Origin of the sequence: Halarchaeum rubridurum (assembly GCF_014647115.1) — an archaeon.
Classification (GTDB): Archaea; Halobacteriota; Halobacteria; order Halobacteriales; family Halobacteriaceae; genus Halarchaeum; species Halarchaeum rubridurum.
On record NZ_BMOO01000003.1, the window covers coordinates 190,335 to 203,749 of the forward strand.

A 13,415-nucleotide genomic window follows, 5' to 3' on the forward strand; every position below is an offset into this window, starting at 1 on the left:
ACGCGCCACCACCGGCGCGCGTCGCGGCGCGCCCGTCGCGTCGGTCGAGTCGGCGGTTCCGGTCGGTCGATATCGGACTGCGTGCTCACGTCCGGGATGAGTGACGCGAGGGGTTTAGCGCTTTACCGAGATGGGGCCGGAGTCGCTCACAGAAGAGGCCCAAATTCGGCCCGCTTCTCAGGTCTGGCTCTGGTAGAAGAGCACGACGACCGCGACCCCGACGAAGAAGTTCGGGAGGAACGTGAAGGGTCCGAGGCCGGTTATCGGCGGGAAGCCGAAGGCCATCGGGGCCAGCGGGTTCGACGAGAGCGCGTAGAGGAAGAGCGCGACGCTCGTCAACAGGAGGCTGAGTGTGTACTTGTTCGGGAGGTCCCGATAGATTCCGACGTAAGCGACGACGAGCGCCGCGAGGAGCACGAGGTTGAACGTCGAGACCGCGAACTGGACGCGGACGAACGTCTCCAGGAACGCGTGGTGGTCGATTGGCGGGGGCATCGGGACGACGGGGAGTGCGACCCCGGCGACGAGCCCGCAGAGCGCGGCGACGGCCGCGACGGCCGCGGTCTTCGTCAGCGGCGTGAGGTCACGCGTCATCGGTCTCTCCCTCGATGTCTGCTTGGTCGGCGATCTCCTCGAGGATGTCGAGGTTCTCGCGCATGCGGTCGGTCAGGAAGTACATCTTGCCGTAGTTGTCTCCGCGCGTCGTGACGACGTCGTTCTCCTCCAGCACTTCGAGGTGGTGTTGGACGGTCTTGTAGTTCAACGCGAGCTCGTTCGACAGCTGATTGGTGTTCATCGGACGCGTCTGGAGCGTTCGGACGATGCGCAGGCGGTTCTTTCCGCCGCGGGAACCGCCGATAAGCCACCAGAGCAGCTGTCGCATCGCTCGAACGTGCACGGCGAGGGGAGGAAACAGTTACGTCTCGACGGCGGCGTCAGTCGTCGTCCGCGGCGAGTACCGCGCCGTCGGCGAGCGCGTGCTGGAGCACCCGCCCGATGGCGAGGTGTTGGGTCATCGCCTCGCGGACGCGTTCGCGCGCGGCCCGCTCGTCGGCGACCGTGTACTCCTTCGTGCGCACCATCTCGTGGACGTCGATTGCGCCCGACTCCTCCAGGCCGTGGAGGCGGGGGTAGACCGTCCCCGGGCTCAACTCGGCGTCGAACGTCCCTTCGAGGTCGTCCATCAGCTGCTTGCCGTGCGTGCCGTCGCTCCGGAGCGCGATGAGCGCGAGGAGCAGTTCGTCGAGGCTGTGTTTGACCGTAGCCTCGTCGAACGCGAACTCCCCCTCGACGCCCTCGGTCGACCGGAGGGCGTCGAGGAGCCTGGCGGGCGAGACGTCCGTCGAGGGACCGGGGCTCCGCCCGCCCCCGAGTTCGCGGAGCAGCGTCTCGACGCTCGCGCTCGCCGACTCCGTCCCGCTCGACTCGCCGTATCGCTCCGTCGTCCGTTTCATACTTTCGCGTTCTACCTTCATCGGATTAAGGGGGGGAGTGCGGTTTCAGCGTTTGAGAAAGCTTAATCCAACCCGGCGGTGACAGACGAACAGTGCACTCCGAGCGGGTCGACGAGCTCCTCGACGCTCTCGGCGACGCGCGTTCGCGCGCGATCCTCGCCGCGCTCAACGAGGAGCCACGCTCGGCGAAAGAGCTGTCGAACGCCCTCGACGTCTCGCTCCCGACGGTCTACCGCCGCCTCGACACGCTGGAGGAGTCGGACCTCGTCACCGCCCAGACCACCGTCGCCGACGACGGGAACCACTACAAGGAGTACGCCTGCACGTTCGCGGAGCTCTCGATTCGGCTCGACGGCGACGAGTACGTCGTGGACGTCCAACGCGAGGAGGGGCTCGCGGATCGGTTCAACGACCTCTGGACGGAGCTCGGCGGCGGAGAGGAGTAGGTTTATGCGCGCGCTGACACACCCTCACGTCGTGACCTCGCTCGCGTCGTACGTCCTCGTCGCCGTCCGGCTGGCGACGTTCGCGCTCACGCTCGGGTTGACGCTCATCAGCTTCCGGGCGTATCGGCGTGCGGGGACGCGTCGCCTGGAGTACGCCTTCGTCGGCTTCGCGTTCGTGAGCATCGGCGTCGGGCTCACGGCGCTCGCCGACCAACTCCCGGTCGGTCCCGTCTTCCACATCGGCGCGACGCTCCCGTTCCTCGTCGGGTTCGCCACGCTCTACGTCTCGCTCTACCGCTGAGCGCTAGTCGGCCGCGGTGGCGTCCGCGCCCTCGCGTTCGCCCGGTTTCACTTTATCGGAGACCTGCGTGTAGACGAGGCCGGCGCCGAGGAGCGCGAGCAGACCGCCGAGGACGAACGGCGCGGCGTACGCGACCGTGGCGAGCGCGCCCGAGGCTAGCGGACCGATGGCGACCCCGAGGCCGAACGCCATCGTGAGCACGGAGAGCTGTGTCCCCGACTGGCCGGCGCGCGCGTAGTCACCGGCGAGCGCGAGCGCAGGCGCGAAGACGGCCGCGCCGGCGACGCCCTGCACGAAGCGCGCGACGATCATCATCCACGGCTCGGTGACGAACCCCTGGACGGCCGTCGCGGGCGCGAGCAACACGAGCCCGTAGAGGATGAACGGTTTGCGGCCGTAGCTGTCGCTCGCGGAGCCGATGGGGGCCTGCAGGAGGACCTGGGCGAGGACGAACGCGGCGAACTCGATGCCGAAGAGGAAGGCGGTCTGGTCGAGGCGCGCGTTCACGTCCGCCTCGATGGCGGAGATGAGCGCGATACCGATGGCCATGAACAGCGAGGCGAGTCCGAGCGTGAAGACGGGGTCGAGGAGCTTGTCGTCGCGCTCGTGGTCGAGGACGGCGATGGAGAGGTCGTCGCCCGCGTCGTCGTCGATGCGCTCCGGGTCCGTGACGAGGAGGGTGACGAGGACGAGGCTGACGAGCGCGCCGCCCGCGGCGATGGCGAACGCGGCGTTGTAGCCGCTGAGCGTCACCACGCCGAGGGCGTACGGGCCACCGTGGACGAGGCCGCCGGCGACGATGGGGCCGAGGCCGAAGCCGAGCAGGCGGAAGGTGTTGAAGACGCCCATGTTGTTCCCGCGGGTGTCGTCCGTGGCGAGTTCGTTCACGAGCGCGATGGTCGCAGGGACGGTGAACGCGACGCCGAAGCCCTGGAGCGCGCGGATGACGAACAGGCTGACGTAACTCCCGGCGAAGGCGTACGCGACGTTCGTGACGGTGAGGACGACGAGCCCGAAGAGTACGAAGGCGCGGCGTTTGCCGACGCGGTCGGACCACCGGCCGGTGAACGGTTGGCCGAAGCTGTTGAGGAAGCCGAACATCGAGAGGACGATACCGACGGCGAGGCTCTGCGCGAGCGTGACGTCGAACCCGACGATGTCGACGGTGACGCCGGCCCCACTCCCGCCGATGACGTCGGCGATGTAGAGCGGGAGGACGACGATCAAAAAGGAGTTGCCGAGCGCGTCGGCGGCGCGCGCGAGCGCGAGCACGAGGACGCGGCGGTCGACCGCGAAGAGCCGCCGAACGTACGCGATGGGGTTCACGCGCCGCCCCCGGTCGGTACCGCAGGTGTGGCTACGAGTTCGTGGAGAGACATCCGTGGATACTAACTCATCAGTCAGGCGCGAGTAAAAGCCGTACGGCCCCGGAAGGTCGATTCCCGGGAATCGTGTGTCTCAGTCCCTCGTGTCACCGATGCACGCGCAGTGGCGCGGCGCGACCGTGGGCCGCCGTCGCCGAGACACCATCGACACTACCGGCAGTCCTCGACGGCGAGCGGGGCGTCGCAGCAGGCCGTCCGGTACGCCCGCGGTTCCTCGACCGTCGGACACCGCCGGTAGCGCCGACCGACGACGTCCGCACACCCCGTACAGCGGAGGCGATAGGCGGGGTCGGCGAACGGCGGGCAGTCGAGCGGGACGTCGAGGGCGGCGGCGCGCTCGCGGAACGCCGGCCCGTGGTCCGTGACGCCGTACGCCTGCACCTGCTCGACGTGGAGGAGTTCGTGGCGGAGGACGTCGCGGAGCGTCGCCTCGTCGAAGGACGCGGCGGCGCGCGCGGCGAGCGTCACCGTCGCCTCCCGGTGGAGTCGCAGTCGGCCACGCCAGTCGGGTTCGGTGCCGACTCGTCCCCCCGGAAGCGGCGTGTAGCGACACGACCCGGCGCGACGCTTCGCGCGCGACGACACCGCGTGGGAGACGAGCGCGGGGTCGACGGCGAGCGCCGTCTCCGCGGCGGCCCGGCGGGTCTCGTGGGCCATCCAGCCGCGCAGGGCCGCGGCGTCCGTGAAACACATACCCCACGGTGGCGCGCCCCGGTACTTGAACCTTCGAGGGCGAGTCCGTGGCCTTTTCGCCGCCCGGCCGGAAGGGAAGGTATGAGCGACAGTCCGACGACGGAGTTCGAGGAGGTCCGCGAGCAGGCCATCGAGGCGCTGGAGCGCGAGGACCTGCGCTCGATATACGTCGGGATACTCGACGAGAGCGAGGAGAACGAGTTCTTCTTCGGCAACGAGACGGAGGACCCCCACGCCCTCCAGCGGACGGCTGCGACGCAGCTCGGGATGCTCTGTCGCGTGCTCGCCGACCAGTCCGACCTCACGGTCGAGCAGGTGGCGAACCTCGCGGCGGAGCGCGCGAACGAACTCGGCGTCCAGCGCTGACGCCTCACTCCCGCATCGAGACGGGGTAGGCGGAGACGAACGGCGCGCGCGAGGTCGCCACGAAGACGCTCTTCCTGACCGCGCCCTTCGCGTACTGGCTCGCGCTTCGTCGCACGGGCGTCCGACCGCCCGCGACGCCGGTCGCGCCGTCGCGGATCGCGGCGACGACGTCCCGATAGTCGACGTTCGCGGGCGCGTCCGGGCCGGGCACCTCGACGGTCGTGTACGCCCGCCCGAGGTTCATCAGGTAGTGGGCGTCGCTCGCCCCGACGCCGGGGAGACCCTGCGAGCGCGCGAAGCGCCGCGCGCGGCGGTTCCGGTAGCCCGTGAAGAGCATCGAGTTGTAGACCTCGATGGCGTCGACGGGATGCTCGCCGCCGCGCGGCGTGAGGTGGCGCCGTCGGACGCCGTGGCGCGAGCGCTGGAAGGGGTGGGGCGCGATGGCGACGCCGCCGGCGTCCCGCACCGCGGCCGCGGTCTCGCGGTACCCCATGCCGGGGTCGGGACACTCCTCGACGCCGACGGCGAGCAGGTGGCCGTGTTCCGTCGAGACCTCGACGCCGGGGACGCCGACGAGGCCGTAGTCGGGTGCGAGACGCGCCGCGCGGAGCGACGCGTCTATCTCGTCGTGGTCCGTGACGACGATGCCGTCGAGGCCGATGTCGGCGGCGTGCTCCAGGAGTAACTCGACGGGCTCGCGGCCGTCGTAGGAGGCGTCCGAGTGGACGTGGAGGTCCAGTCGGAGGGTGGACATACGCGTTCGAAGGCGTTCGTGACGTATAGCGTTTCGTTCCGCGGGTCAGGCGACCGGGAGTTCGGTGTCGACCCCCTCGGCGACGGCCTCGCGGACGCGTTCGAGCGCCTCCGCCTCGCCGTCCGCCGCCAGCTCCGAGACCTCGCTCGCGTTCTCCATGAGGACGGTCTCGCTCGGGAAGAGACGCTCGCCGAGCGTGAGGCCGTGCTCGCGGGCGGTCGAGCCCGTGACGGTGAGGTAGACGCCGAGGCCGGTCTCGGCGATGGCGGCCTCCTCTTCGACCCCCTCCTCGGGGTAGACGAACTCGACGCCGTCGAGGGCTTCGAGGCCGACGACGGCCTCGACGAGGCGCTCGTAGCGCGGCGAGATGCAGAGCGGACCCTCGTAGGCGTCGAGAAACGCGCGGTCGAAGGCGTCGGTGTCGAAGGCGTCGGCGTCGCCCATCAGCGTGTGGTACACCGTATCACCGATGCCGGTGACGACGCGGACGTCGGTGTCCTGCGGGTCGATGCGCTCGTTGACGTCCGCGATGGTGGCGAGCGGTTCGCCCCGGAGGCCGACGACCTCCTCCAGGACGAGGTCGGCGCTGTCGAAGCCGAGCGCGAACTCGTGCTTGCGGAGGGCGCGGAAGGGCTCCTCCCGGCCCACGAGTCGGACGGGGACGCCGGCGACGTCGAGGGTGAGGGTGTCGAAGACGATGCGGCGGGGTTTGCCCTCGCGGTCGTCGCGCAGGAGGGTGTAGTCGGGCCGGTAGGGGTCGGCGGGGTCGCTGTACTCCGCGAGGCGCTCGTAGACGCCCGCGGCGGCGGTCGCGTTCCCCTTCGTGACGGCCTTCTCGCGGCGGAGCGTCTCGGTCACGTCGTCGACGACCCGCTGAGCGTCGGGATGGCCCGCGAGCCGGTCGAGGACGGCTTCGAGCGGGCGGCCCTTGCGCGGGACGGCGACGGTGACTGGCTCCATCGTTGTCGGACGAACGGGACGCGGGGGCTTTTGTGTTTCGTGAGGATGGCTCGCAGGGCCCTCTCGCCCTCAGAGCGAGAAGCGGTCCCCGATCTCGACGAGTTCGATGTCGGCGGGGTGGTCGAAGCTCTTCGCGTGGTGGTGGAGGACCGTCGGGTCCGCGGTGAGGCCCTTCCACATGTCGTAGTGGGTGGGGACGAGCCGGTCGAGTTCGAGGTCGCTCGCGCACTCGACGATCTGGTTCTCGTCGTTGTACCAGCGGGTGCGCTTCGGCTCGCCAGTCTCCTTGTCGGGAACGTTGCCGACGGTGCCGAAGGCGAACGCGCCCGCGTCGATGTCGAAGCGACCGGCGAGGTCGGTGAAGGAGTCGCTGGGCTTGCTGTCGCCAGCGTGGAAGAACGTCCCGGCGTCGTGCTCGAAGACGTAGCCGACGGGGTGGGTGGCGTCCGGGTCGTGCGTCTCGACGACGTGGATGGTGAAGGAGCCGATGTCGACGGTGTCGCCCTCCGCCACCTCGGCGAACTGGTCGTCGGCGACGCCGTACTCGACCGCCCACTCTTCGGTCTCGGTGACGGCGAGCGAGTCGTCCGGCCCGTAGAAGGTCGCGCCGGTCGTCTCGAGAATCGGGGCCTGACTCGGCCCGTGGACGTGGTCGGTGTGCTCGTGCGTCGCCAGCACGGCATCGGCGGCGACGACGTCCGCCGGGTCGAAGGGGACGGGTATCATCCGCACGGTGCGGGGCGGGTCGCCCGTGCCGAGGTAGGGGTCGACGAGGACCGTCGTCCCGTCGCTCGCCTTCAGCACGAAGCCGTTACAGCCGAGGTACCAGACGTCGACGCCGTCGGGGTCCGCGTCGGCGACGGCCTGTGGCAGCCAGTCGCCCCAGTCGCTCTCCATGGTCCGACCTGTGCGTGCCCCGGCCCTAAGGGTTGCGACCGCCGGCGCGGGCTAGTCGGCGGCGACGTCGTACGCGTCGTGGCAGTCGTCGTTGCAGAAGGCGATGAAGGAGAGCGCGCCGGACTCCTCCTCGATGGTACGGACGGGTTGCCAGGTGTCGGCTTCGAGTTCGCGCCCGCAGTGCGCACACTCGTCGAAGGCGGCGGCCCGCCCGTTCGGGTCGTGGTCCCACGTCGGCATTCGCTACTCCCTTCTTTCGTCGGGTGATTAACGTCGCTGGCTGGATGGCCAAGCAAGTCAAGTGGGCCCGCCGTCAGAGCTGTTCGGCGAGCCACTCGATGTTCATCAGCGCCGCGGAGACGAGGACGCCGAGGACGGAGACGGCGACGAGGAACGCGGAGACGACGCTGACGAGCGGCGTGAGCGACGACTGGAGCGACGTCCACGCGAGGACGGGGACGGTCTGGACCTCGTAGCTCTTGAGGAACAGCGCCATGATGAACTCCTGGAGGCTGACGATGAAGGCGACGACGGCGGAGATGACGACGCCGCTGCGGACGTTCGGCAGGACGACGTGGTAGAAGACGCGACTCGGGCGCGCCCCGAGGTCCATGCCGGCATCGCGGAGGTCCCAGTCGAAGCGGGCGAAGACGGACTGCATCACGAAGAAGACGAGCGGCGTCGCCCACAGCGTGTGCGCGACGACGATGGTGAGGTAGGTGTTCCCGAAGCCGACGCGGTTGAAGTAGATGAGGAGCGTCAGCCCGATGACGACCGGCGGGAGGAGGAGCGGGAGGAGGATGACGGGCGGCAGGACGCGCGCCAGCGTCGAGTCCGAGCGCTGGACGGCGAGCGACCCCGTCACGCCGAGGGCCGTGGAGAGCACGGACGCGCCGACGCCGATGACGATGCTGTCCCGGACGGCGCTCAGCCACTCCGCGCTGGCGAAGAACTGCGCGTACCACCGGAGGCTGAACTCCTGTGGCGGGAAGGTGAGGTACTCCCCGCGCTGGAAGGACGTGACGAAGACGACGACGATGGGGAGCATGATGACCGCGAACAGGAGCCAGTAGCCCGCACGGAAGAGCGCGTCCTCGACGCGCTCGCGGGTGAGTTCGACCTCAGACACCCTCGACACCCCCGATGGAGCCGGTGAGGAGGCGCATCACGCCGAGCGAGACGACGAGCATCGCGGCGAGCATCAGGAGGCTGAACGCCGCGCCCGTCGGGTAGTCGAACTGCGTGAGCATCAGGCTCTCTATCTCCATGGCGAACGTCGTCTGCGCGCCCGAGCCGAGCTGGCTGGGCGCGGCGTACGCGCCGACGCTCCACGCGAACGAGACGACGGTCGCGACCGCGATTCCGGGGAGCGCCTCCGGGACGACGACTTCGAGGAACGACCGGGGACGCGACGCGCCGAGGTCGCGCGCGGCCTCGACGGTGTCCCAGTCCATCGTGGAGAGCACGCTGTAGATGGAGAGGACGGCGTACGGGAAGACGATGTACACCTGCCCGATAACCGTCCCGACCATCCCGGGCGCGAACTGGACCGGGCTCCCGAGCAGCCCGACGCCCACGAGCAGGTCGTTCAGGACGCCGTTGGGGGAGAGGAGCGGGCGCCACGCGTACGTCTTCACGACGAGCGTCGTGAGCAGCGGGAGGATGATCGAGAAGAGGAGGAGCGACTTGCGGAGTCCGGTCGCCCGGTAGGCGGCGTACGCGTAGAAGAGCGCGAGCGAGACGGCGATGACGGTGGCGACGACGCCGAGCTCGAACGAGAAGACGACGAGGTCACGATAGAGCCCCGAGGCGAGGACGGCGCGGTACGCCTCCAGCGTCCACGCCGGCTGGTAGAACCCGGGGTCGGCGTTCGCGTTCAGGCTCATCCGCACGAGGATGAGGAAGGGGACGACGAAGAAGACGAGCTCGAACGCGGCCAGCGGCGCGATGAGGAAGACGCTCCCGGCGTCCTGGCGCTTGATGCGCTCGCCGAGCCACGCGAAGCTCAGCTCGGCCACTACGAACCACCCCCGCCGACCCGGTCGCCGTCGGCGGCGAAGGCGAGGAGGTCGTCGGGGTCCCACGACACCGCGACCGTGTCGCCGACCGCGAAGTCGGTGTCCGCGCCGACGCTCTGCTCGAAGAAGACGTGCTCGCCGGCGCTCTCGACGTAGAAGCGGACCGAGGAGCCACGGTAGAGGACGTCCGTTATCTCGCCGGTGATGGACGCGCCCCCGTCGCTCGCACCGCCGTCGGCGCGCTCGACGTCGAGCTCCTCCGGGCGGAAGGAGACGGTGAGTTCGTCGCCCGCCGCGACGGCCGCGTCGCCGGTCGGAATCGCGGCCTCGGTGCCGAGCGCGGTGTCGGCGACGACGCCCGTCTCGGTCGTCTCGGTGACGGTCGCGTCGACGAGGTTCGTGTCGCCGAGGAACTCCTCGATGAAGAGGCTCACGGGGTCGTCGTACACCTCGCGGGGCGCGCCGACCTGCTCGATCTGGCCGTCGTTCATGATGCCGATGCGGTCCGCGAGCGTGAACGCCTCGTTCTGGTCGTGCGTGACGTGGACGAACGTCGTCTCCACCTCGTCGTGGATGTTCCGCAGTTCGAGTTGCATCTGCTCGCGCAGGCGCTTGTCGAGGTTCGAGAGGGGCTCGTCGAGCAGGAGGACGTCGGGTTCGATGGCGAGCGAGCGCGCGAGCGCGACGCGCTGTTTCTGCCCGCCGGAGAGGTCCGTCGGGTCGTGGTCCGCGAACCCGCTCATCTCGACGACGTCGAGCATCTCGCGGGCGCGCTCGTGGCGTTCGTCCTCGCCGACGCCGTCCATCTTCAGGCCGAACGCGACGTTCTCGAGGACGCTCTTGTGCGGGAAGAGCGCCCACGACTGGAACACCATCGACGTGTTGCGCTCGTAGGGCGGCTGGTCGGTGACGGCGTCGCCGCCGATGTGGACGTCACCGTCCGTCGGCGTTTCGAGGCCGCCGAGCATCCGCAGCGTCGTGGACTTCCCGCAGCCCGACGGGCCGAGCAAACAGAGGAGCTCGCCGTCGTCGACGTCGAGCGAGAGGCCGTCCACGGCCGTGAGGTCGCCGTACTCCTTGCGGAGGTCGCTGAGGGTGACCGAGGCCATCAGCCCTGGGTCTTCATCTGCTTGAACTTGTTCGAGAACGTCTCGGAGTAGGGCGCGAGGTCGTCCCAGCGCGGGAGCGCCATCTGCTGGGCCTCCTCGGCGGTCGTCGGGAGGTAGTCGCCGAGGTCACCCGCGTACGACATCTCCTCCGTCGTGAAGAACAGCGGGTGGTCCTCGGACCACTTCGACTGCACTTCGGGGTCGAGGAGCATGTTGATGAACTCCTCACCGAGCGTGCGCTTGTCGGTGCCGCGGACGACCGCCCAGTTGTCCATGTAGCCGGCGTTCGCCTTCGGCATCGAGAAGGAGATGCCCTCGTGGTTCTCCATGTCGTAGTAGACCTGGCCGAAGTACCACTGGGCGGCGTCGATGATGCCGTTCTGGAACTGCTGCCAGACGTCGGTCCCGGAGGAGGCCCAGCCCGTAATCGGCCACGTTTCGAGGGTGTTCATCAGGGTGTCGTGGTACTGATCGTCGTAGAGTTCGCCGGCGCTCGGGGCGGCGTCCGTCCCGACCGCGGCGCCGAGCAGCGGGTAGATCCAGAAGCCGGAGTCGACGCCGACGCCCGCGGAGCTCGTGACGGTGTCGCTCGTGAAGTCGCTCCACGTCTCCACGGGCTGTTCGAGGTCGTCCCGGTAGAGGATGGTGAGCGGCGCGCCGTCGACGGGGGCGCCGTGCGTGATCGGCCGAACGCCCTTGTAGTAGTCGTAGACGCCCTCGATGTTCGGGATGTTCTCGTCGTAGCGCAGCGGCTCGAAGAGGTCCGCGTTCCGGCCGTTGTAGTAGATGGGTTCGCACGTCACCGTGACGTCGAACGGCGGGTCGTCCGGCGGCGCGGACTGAATCTTCGCCAGGAGACTGTTCCACCCCGTGTTCACCTCCAGCTCGGCGTCGAAGCGGGACTCGAAGATGGGCTTGATGGCCTGCGTGAAGCGCTCGCCGTAGTTGCCGCTCCACGCGGTCACGCGGAGGGTCGGGGTGCTGTCGCCGCCGCTCCCCCCCATCCCGCTGCAGCCGGCCATCGCGGTCGTCGCCGCCGCACCGGCCGCCCCGAGGAAGGTCCGGCGGTTCACCACGGAGTGACCCGTCTCGTCGGCGCGATCCGCCCGGCTCTGCGAGTGCTGACGTTCGGACACGACGGGTACATACACCATGTCACTGAAAAGGGTGGTGGCTCCACCGTGCGTGTGCAACTCGTAGGCACACGACGGCGTCGGCGGCGCTCGCGGCCGGTGCGTGGACGCGTGGCACGCGGCGCGCACCCCGAGAAACGCCGAGGTTATACGGCCAGATGCAGTATGCGTGCTCAATGAGTCAGGACGAGCGGTCGGCGGGCGACCTCCGGAACACGGGGATGTCGCTGCGACACGACCGGACGTGGGATTACGAACTCGAACGGATCGTCGAAGCCGTCGAGGAACGCGACGCCGAGAAGGTCGGCATGCAGTTCCCCGAGGGCCTCAAGCGCCGCGCGCCCCACGTCGCGGACGACCTGCGCGAACTCCTCCCCGACGGCGTCCGCGTGATGATATCCGGGAAACCCTGCTACGGCGCCTGCGACCTCGACACGTACATGATGCGCCGGACGGACGTCTTCGTCCACTTCGGGCACTCCCCGATGAAGGACTCGGAGAAGATAATCTACGTCCCGCTCTTCTCGAACGTCGAGGTGACGCCGATCATGGAGGACGCCCTCGAAGAGCTCGAAACGGGCGACGTCGGCCTCGTCACCACCGCCCAGCACATGAACAAGTTCGAGCAGATGCGCGAGTGGCTCGAAGAGCGCGGCTTCACCGTCCACACGCGCCGGGGCGACGAGCGGCTGACCCACGAGGGCCAGGTCCTCGGCTGTAACTACGCCTCCGCGGACATCGACGCCGACCAGGTGCTCTACGTCGGCGGCGGGAAGTTCCACCCCGTCGGGCTCGCCATGGAGCACCCCGAGAAGAACGTCGTCATCGCCGACCCCGTCAACAACGTCGTGACGGTCGCCGACCACGAGCAGTTCATGAAGCAGCGCTACGCCTCCGTCCACAAGGCGATGGACGCCGAGAAGTGGGGCGTCATCTTCTGCACGAAGATCGGACAGGGCCGCTGGGAGCAGGCGAACGAGATCGTCGAGAACAACGACAACGCCTACCTCATCACGATGGACGAGGTGACGCCGGACCGCCTGCGGAACTTCGACATGGACGCCTTCGTCAACACGGGCTGTCCGCGCATCACGACCGACGACGGCCCGCGCTTCCACAAGCCGATGCTCACCCCCGGCGAGTACGAGTGCGCCGTCGGCAACAAACCCCTCGACGAGATGGAGTTCGACACCTTCCACGGGACGTGGTAAGCGTCGTTCCTACGGAACGACGGTACGGCGAGCGCGGAACGAAGTGATGCGCGAGTAGCGTCATCCGTAGGAACCACGTAGAGGCGAGCGGGAGCGACCAGCAGGTGAAACGACCCGCAGCGGCGCACAACGGCTTTCCCCGCGCGCGTCCTCACTCGACGTATACGTATGGACCCTCTCGTGCTTCCGCTCCAGCAGGTCGACCCGTACGGCTTCCAGCGGGCGCTGGGCGTCGGTGGCCGCGCGGCGGGCGCGTTCCTCGGGACGCTGATAGTCGGTGCGCTCCTGCTCGCGTTCGCCGACGACCACGTCGAGCGACTCGTCGACGCGGTCGCCGAGGAGCCCGTCCCCTCCTTCCTCTGGGGGGTCGGGACGCTCGTCGCGCTCGTCTGCGTGACGTTCCTCCTCGTGCTCTCCATCGTCGGCATCCTCGTCGCCGTCCCGCTCATCCTCGTCGCCGCGGTCGTCTACTACGTCGGCAACACGCTCACGTACGTCTACGTGGGCGGACGGGCCGCGGCGGGCCTCGGCTGGGAGACGACGCGGTGGGGCCACCTCCTCGTCGGCGCGGTGTTCGCGGGGGCCGTCGCGGCCCTCCCGGTCGTCGGCGGCCTCGTCAGTTTCGTCGTGAGCAGTATCGGCGTCGGTGCGCTCGTCCACACGTGGTACCGCTCGCGCGAATCGTGAG

18 protein-coding genes are annotated in these 13,415 nt (G+C 69.0%); 5 read left to right on the plus strand and 13 right to left on the minus strand.

The window, feature by feature from the left end; genetic code table 11:
- Positions 1–177: 177 nt before the first annotated feature.
- The 3 genes from IEX84_RS07190 to IEX84_RS07200 are packed head-to-tail and all read right to left on the minus strand — an operon-like array spanning position 178 to position 1,454.
- Positions 178–594 (minus strand): hypothetical protein, encoded by a 417-nt coding sequence (locus IEX84_RS07190; protein ID WP_229732334.1) that lies wholly within the window; start codon positions 592–594, stop codon positions 178–180.
- The gene (locus IEX84_RS07195) at positions 584–883 is read right to left on the minus strand and encodes an ArsR/SmtB family transcription factor (RefSeq protein ID WP_188871340.1); all 300 of its coding nucleotides are present in this window, start codon (positions 881–883) and stop codon (positions 584–586) included. Before IEX84_RS07195 ends, IEX84_RS07190 begins: the two co-directional genes overlap by 11 nt.
- A gap of 52 nt (positions 884–935) precedes the next feature.
- Entirely contained in the window at positions 936–1,454 is a 519-nt protein-coding gene (locus IEX84_RS07200; RefSeq protein WP_188871342.1) for a PadR family transcriptional regulator, read from the minus strand.
- 92 nt (positions 1,455–1,546) lie between these two features.
- Between IEX84_RS07200 and IEX84_RS07205 the strand changes: the two genes are divergently transcribed.
- Together IEX84_RS07205 and IEX84_RS07210 are read left to right on the plus strand one after the other, a co-directional pair.
- Positions 1,547–1,900, plus strand: a complete 354-nt coding sequence (locus IEX84_RS07205) for an ArsR/SmtB family transcription factor (protein WP_188871344.1) — start codon at positions 1,547–1,549, stop codon at positions 1,898–1,900.
- Positions 1,901–1,904: 4 nt separating this feature from the next.
- A complete protein-coding gene (locus IEX84_RS07210) occupies positions 1,905–2,201 on the plus strand; it encodes a DUF7521 family protein (RefSeq protein ID WP_188871346.1) in 297 nt (98 codons plus the stop codon).
- A 3-nt stretch (positions 2,202–2,204) separates the two neighbouring features.
- Here the strand turns inward: IEX84_RS07210 and IEX84_RS07215 are convergent, their stop codons facing one another.
- Both IEX84_RS07215 and IEX84_RS07220 read right to left on the minus strand, forming a co-directional pair.
- Positions 2,205–3,518 (minus strand): MFS transporter, encoded by a 1,314-nt coding sequence (locus tag IEX84_RS07215; RefSeq protein WP_188871961.1) that lies wholly within the window; start codon positions 3,516–3,518, stop codon positions 2,205–2,207.
- 218 nt (positions 3,519–3,736) lie between these two features.
- Entirely contained in the window at positions 3,737–4,279 is a 543-nt protein-coding gene (locus IEX84_RS07220; RefSeq protein WP_188871348.1) for a SprT-like domain-containing protein, read from the minus strand.
- An 81-nt stretch (positions 4,280–4,360) separates the two neighbouring features.
- Between IEX84_RS07220 and IEX84_RS07225 the strand changes: the two genes are divergently transcribed.
- A complete protein-coding gene (locus tag IEX84_RS07225) occupies positions 4,361–4,645 on the plus strand; it encodes a hypothetical protein (RefSeq protein ID WP_188871350.1) in 285 nt (94 codons plus the stop codon).
- Positions 4,646–4,649: 4 nt separating this feature from the next.
- On the opposite strand, the gene IEX84_RS07230 is transcribed toward IEX84_RS07225, so the two are convergent.
- The 8 genes from IEX84_RS07230 to IEX84_RS07265 form a co-directional block, all read right to left on the minus strand.
- Positions 4,650–5,399, minus strand: a complete 750-nt coding sequence (locus tag IEX84_RS07230) for a CehA/McbA family metallohydrolase (RefSeq protein WP_188871352.1) — start codon at positions 5,397–5,399, stop codon at positions 4,650–4,652.
- A 45-nt stretch (positions 5,400–5,444) separates the two neighbouring features.
- Complete coding sequence (locus IEX84_RS07235; RefSeq protein WP_188871354.1) at positions 5,445–6,359, minus strand: hypothetical protein; 915 nt, start codon at positions 6,357–6,359, stop codon at positions 5,445–5,447.
- 69 nt (positions 6,360–6,428) lie between these two features.
- Positions 6,429–7,256 carry an MBL fold metallo-hydrolase gene (locus tag IEX84_RS07240; protein WP_188871356.1) on the minus strand — a complete coding sequence of 276 codons (828 nt, stop codon included), beginning with the start codon at positions 7,254–7,256 and terminating at the stop codon, positions 6,429–6,431.
- Positions 7,257–7,307: 51 nt separating this feature from the next.
- Entirely contained in the window at positions 7,308–7,496 is a 189-nt protein-coding gene (locus IEX84_RS07245) for a DUF7576 family protein (protein ID WP_188871358.1), read from the minus strand.
- A 73-nt stretch (positions 7,497–7,569) separates the two neighbouring features.
- On the minus strand, positions 7,570–8,385 hold the full coding sequence (locus IEX84_RS07250) for an ABC transporter permease (protein ID WP_188871360.1): 816 nt from the start codon (positions 8,383–8,385) through the stop codon (positions 7,570–7,572).
- Positions 8,378–9,274: an ABC transporter permease gene (locus IEX84_RS07255; RefSeq protein ID WP_188871362.1), complete on the minus strand. Its 897-nt coding sequence runs from the start codon at positions 9,272–9,274 to the stop codon at positions 8,378–8,380. The genes IEX84_RS07250 and IEX84_RS07255 overlap by 8 nt, the downstream gene beginning before the upstream one ends.
- A complete protein-coding gene (locus IEX84_RS07260; protein ID WP_188871364.1) occupies positions 9,274–10,383 on the minus strand; it encodes an ABC transporter ATP-binding protein in 1,110 nt (369 codons plus the stop codon). Before IEX84_RS07260 ends, IEX84_RS07255 begins: the two co-directional genes overlap by 1 nt.
- Positions 10,383–11,519, minus strand: coding sequence for an ABC transporter substrate-binding protein (locus IEX84_RS07265; RefSeq protein WP_188871366.1), 1,137 nt, complete (start codon positions 11,517–11,519; stop codon positions 10,383–10,385). Before IEX84_RS07265 ends, IEX84_RS07260 begins: the two co-directional genes overlap by 1 nt.
- A 173-nt stretch (positions 11,520–11,692) precedes the next feature.
- On the opposite strand from IEX84_RS07265, the gene dph2 reads away from it, so the two are divergent.
- Both dph2 and IEX84_RS07275 read left to right on the plus strand, forming a co-directional pair.
- Positions 11,693–12,727 (plus strand): diphthamide biosynthesis enzyme Dph2, encoded by a 1,035-nt coding sequence (dph2, locus tag IEX84_RS07270; RefSeq protein WP_188871368.1) that lies wholly within the window; start codon positions 11,693–11,695, stop codon positions 12,725–12,727.
- Between the two features lie 168 nt (positions 12,728–12,895).
- Positions 12,896–13,414: a hypothetical protein gene (locus IEX84_RS07275; RefSeq protein WP_188871370.1), complete on the plus strand. Its 519-nt coding sequence runs from the start codon at positions 12,896–12,898 to the stop codon at positions 13,412–13,414.
- Position 13,415 lies beyond the last annotated feature (1 nt).

Coding starts and splice junctions, on each gene's coding strand:
- IEX84_RS07190 (WP_229732334.1), bottom strand. CDS start 594: ATGACGCGTGACCTCACGCCGCTGACGAAGACCGCGGCCGTCGCGGCC.
- IEX84_RS07195 (WP_188871340.1), bottom strand. CDS start 883: ATGCGACAGCTGCTCTGGTGGCTTATCGGCGGTTCCCGCGGCGGAAAG.
- IEX84_RS07200 (WP_188871342.1), bottom strand. CDS start 1,454: ATGAAACGGACGACGGAGCGATACGGCGAGTCGAGCGGGACGGAGTCG.
- IEX84_RS07210 (WP_188871346.1), top strand. CDS start 1,905: ATGCGCGCGCTGACACACCCTCACGTCGTGACCTCGCTCGCGTCGTAC.
- IEX84_RS07220 (WP_188871348.1), bottom strand. CDS start 4,279: ATGTGTTTCACGGACGCCGCGGCCCTGCGCGGCTGGATGGCCCACGAG.
- IEX84_RS07225 (WP_188871350.1), top strand. CDS start 4,361: ATGAGCGACAGTCCGACGACGGAGTTCGAGGAGGTCCGCGAGCAGGCC.
- IEX84_RS07230 (WP_188871352.1), bottom strand. CDS start 5,399: ATGTCCACCCTCCGACTGGACCTCCACGTCCACTCGGACGCCTCCTAC.
- IEX84_RS07235 (WP_188871354.1), bottom strand. CDS start 6,359: ATGGAGCCAGTCACCGTCGCCGTCCCGCGCAAGGGCCGCCCGCTCGAA.
- IEX84_RS07240 (WP_188871356.1), bottom strand. CDS start 7,256: ATGGAGAGCGACTGGGGCGACTGGCTGCCACAGGCCGTCGCCGACGCG.
- IEX84_RS07245 (WP_188871358.1), bottom strand. CDS start 7,496: ATGCCGACGTGGGACCACGACCCGAACGGGCGGGCCGCCGCCTTCGAC.
- IEX84_RS07260 (WP_188871364.1), bottom strand. CDS start 10,383: ATGGCCTCGGTCACCCTCAGCGACCTCCGCAAGGAGTACGGCGACCTC.
- dph2 (WP_188871368.1), top strand. CDS start 11,693: ATGAGTCAGGACGAGCGGTCGGCGGGCGACCTCCGGAACACGGGGATG.
- IEX84_RS07275 (WP_188871370.1), top strand. CDS start 12,896: ATGGACCCTCTCGTGCTTCCGCTCCAGCAGGTCGACCCGTACGGCTTC.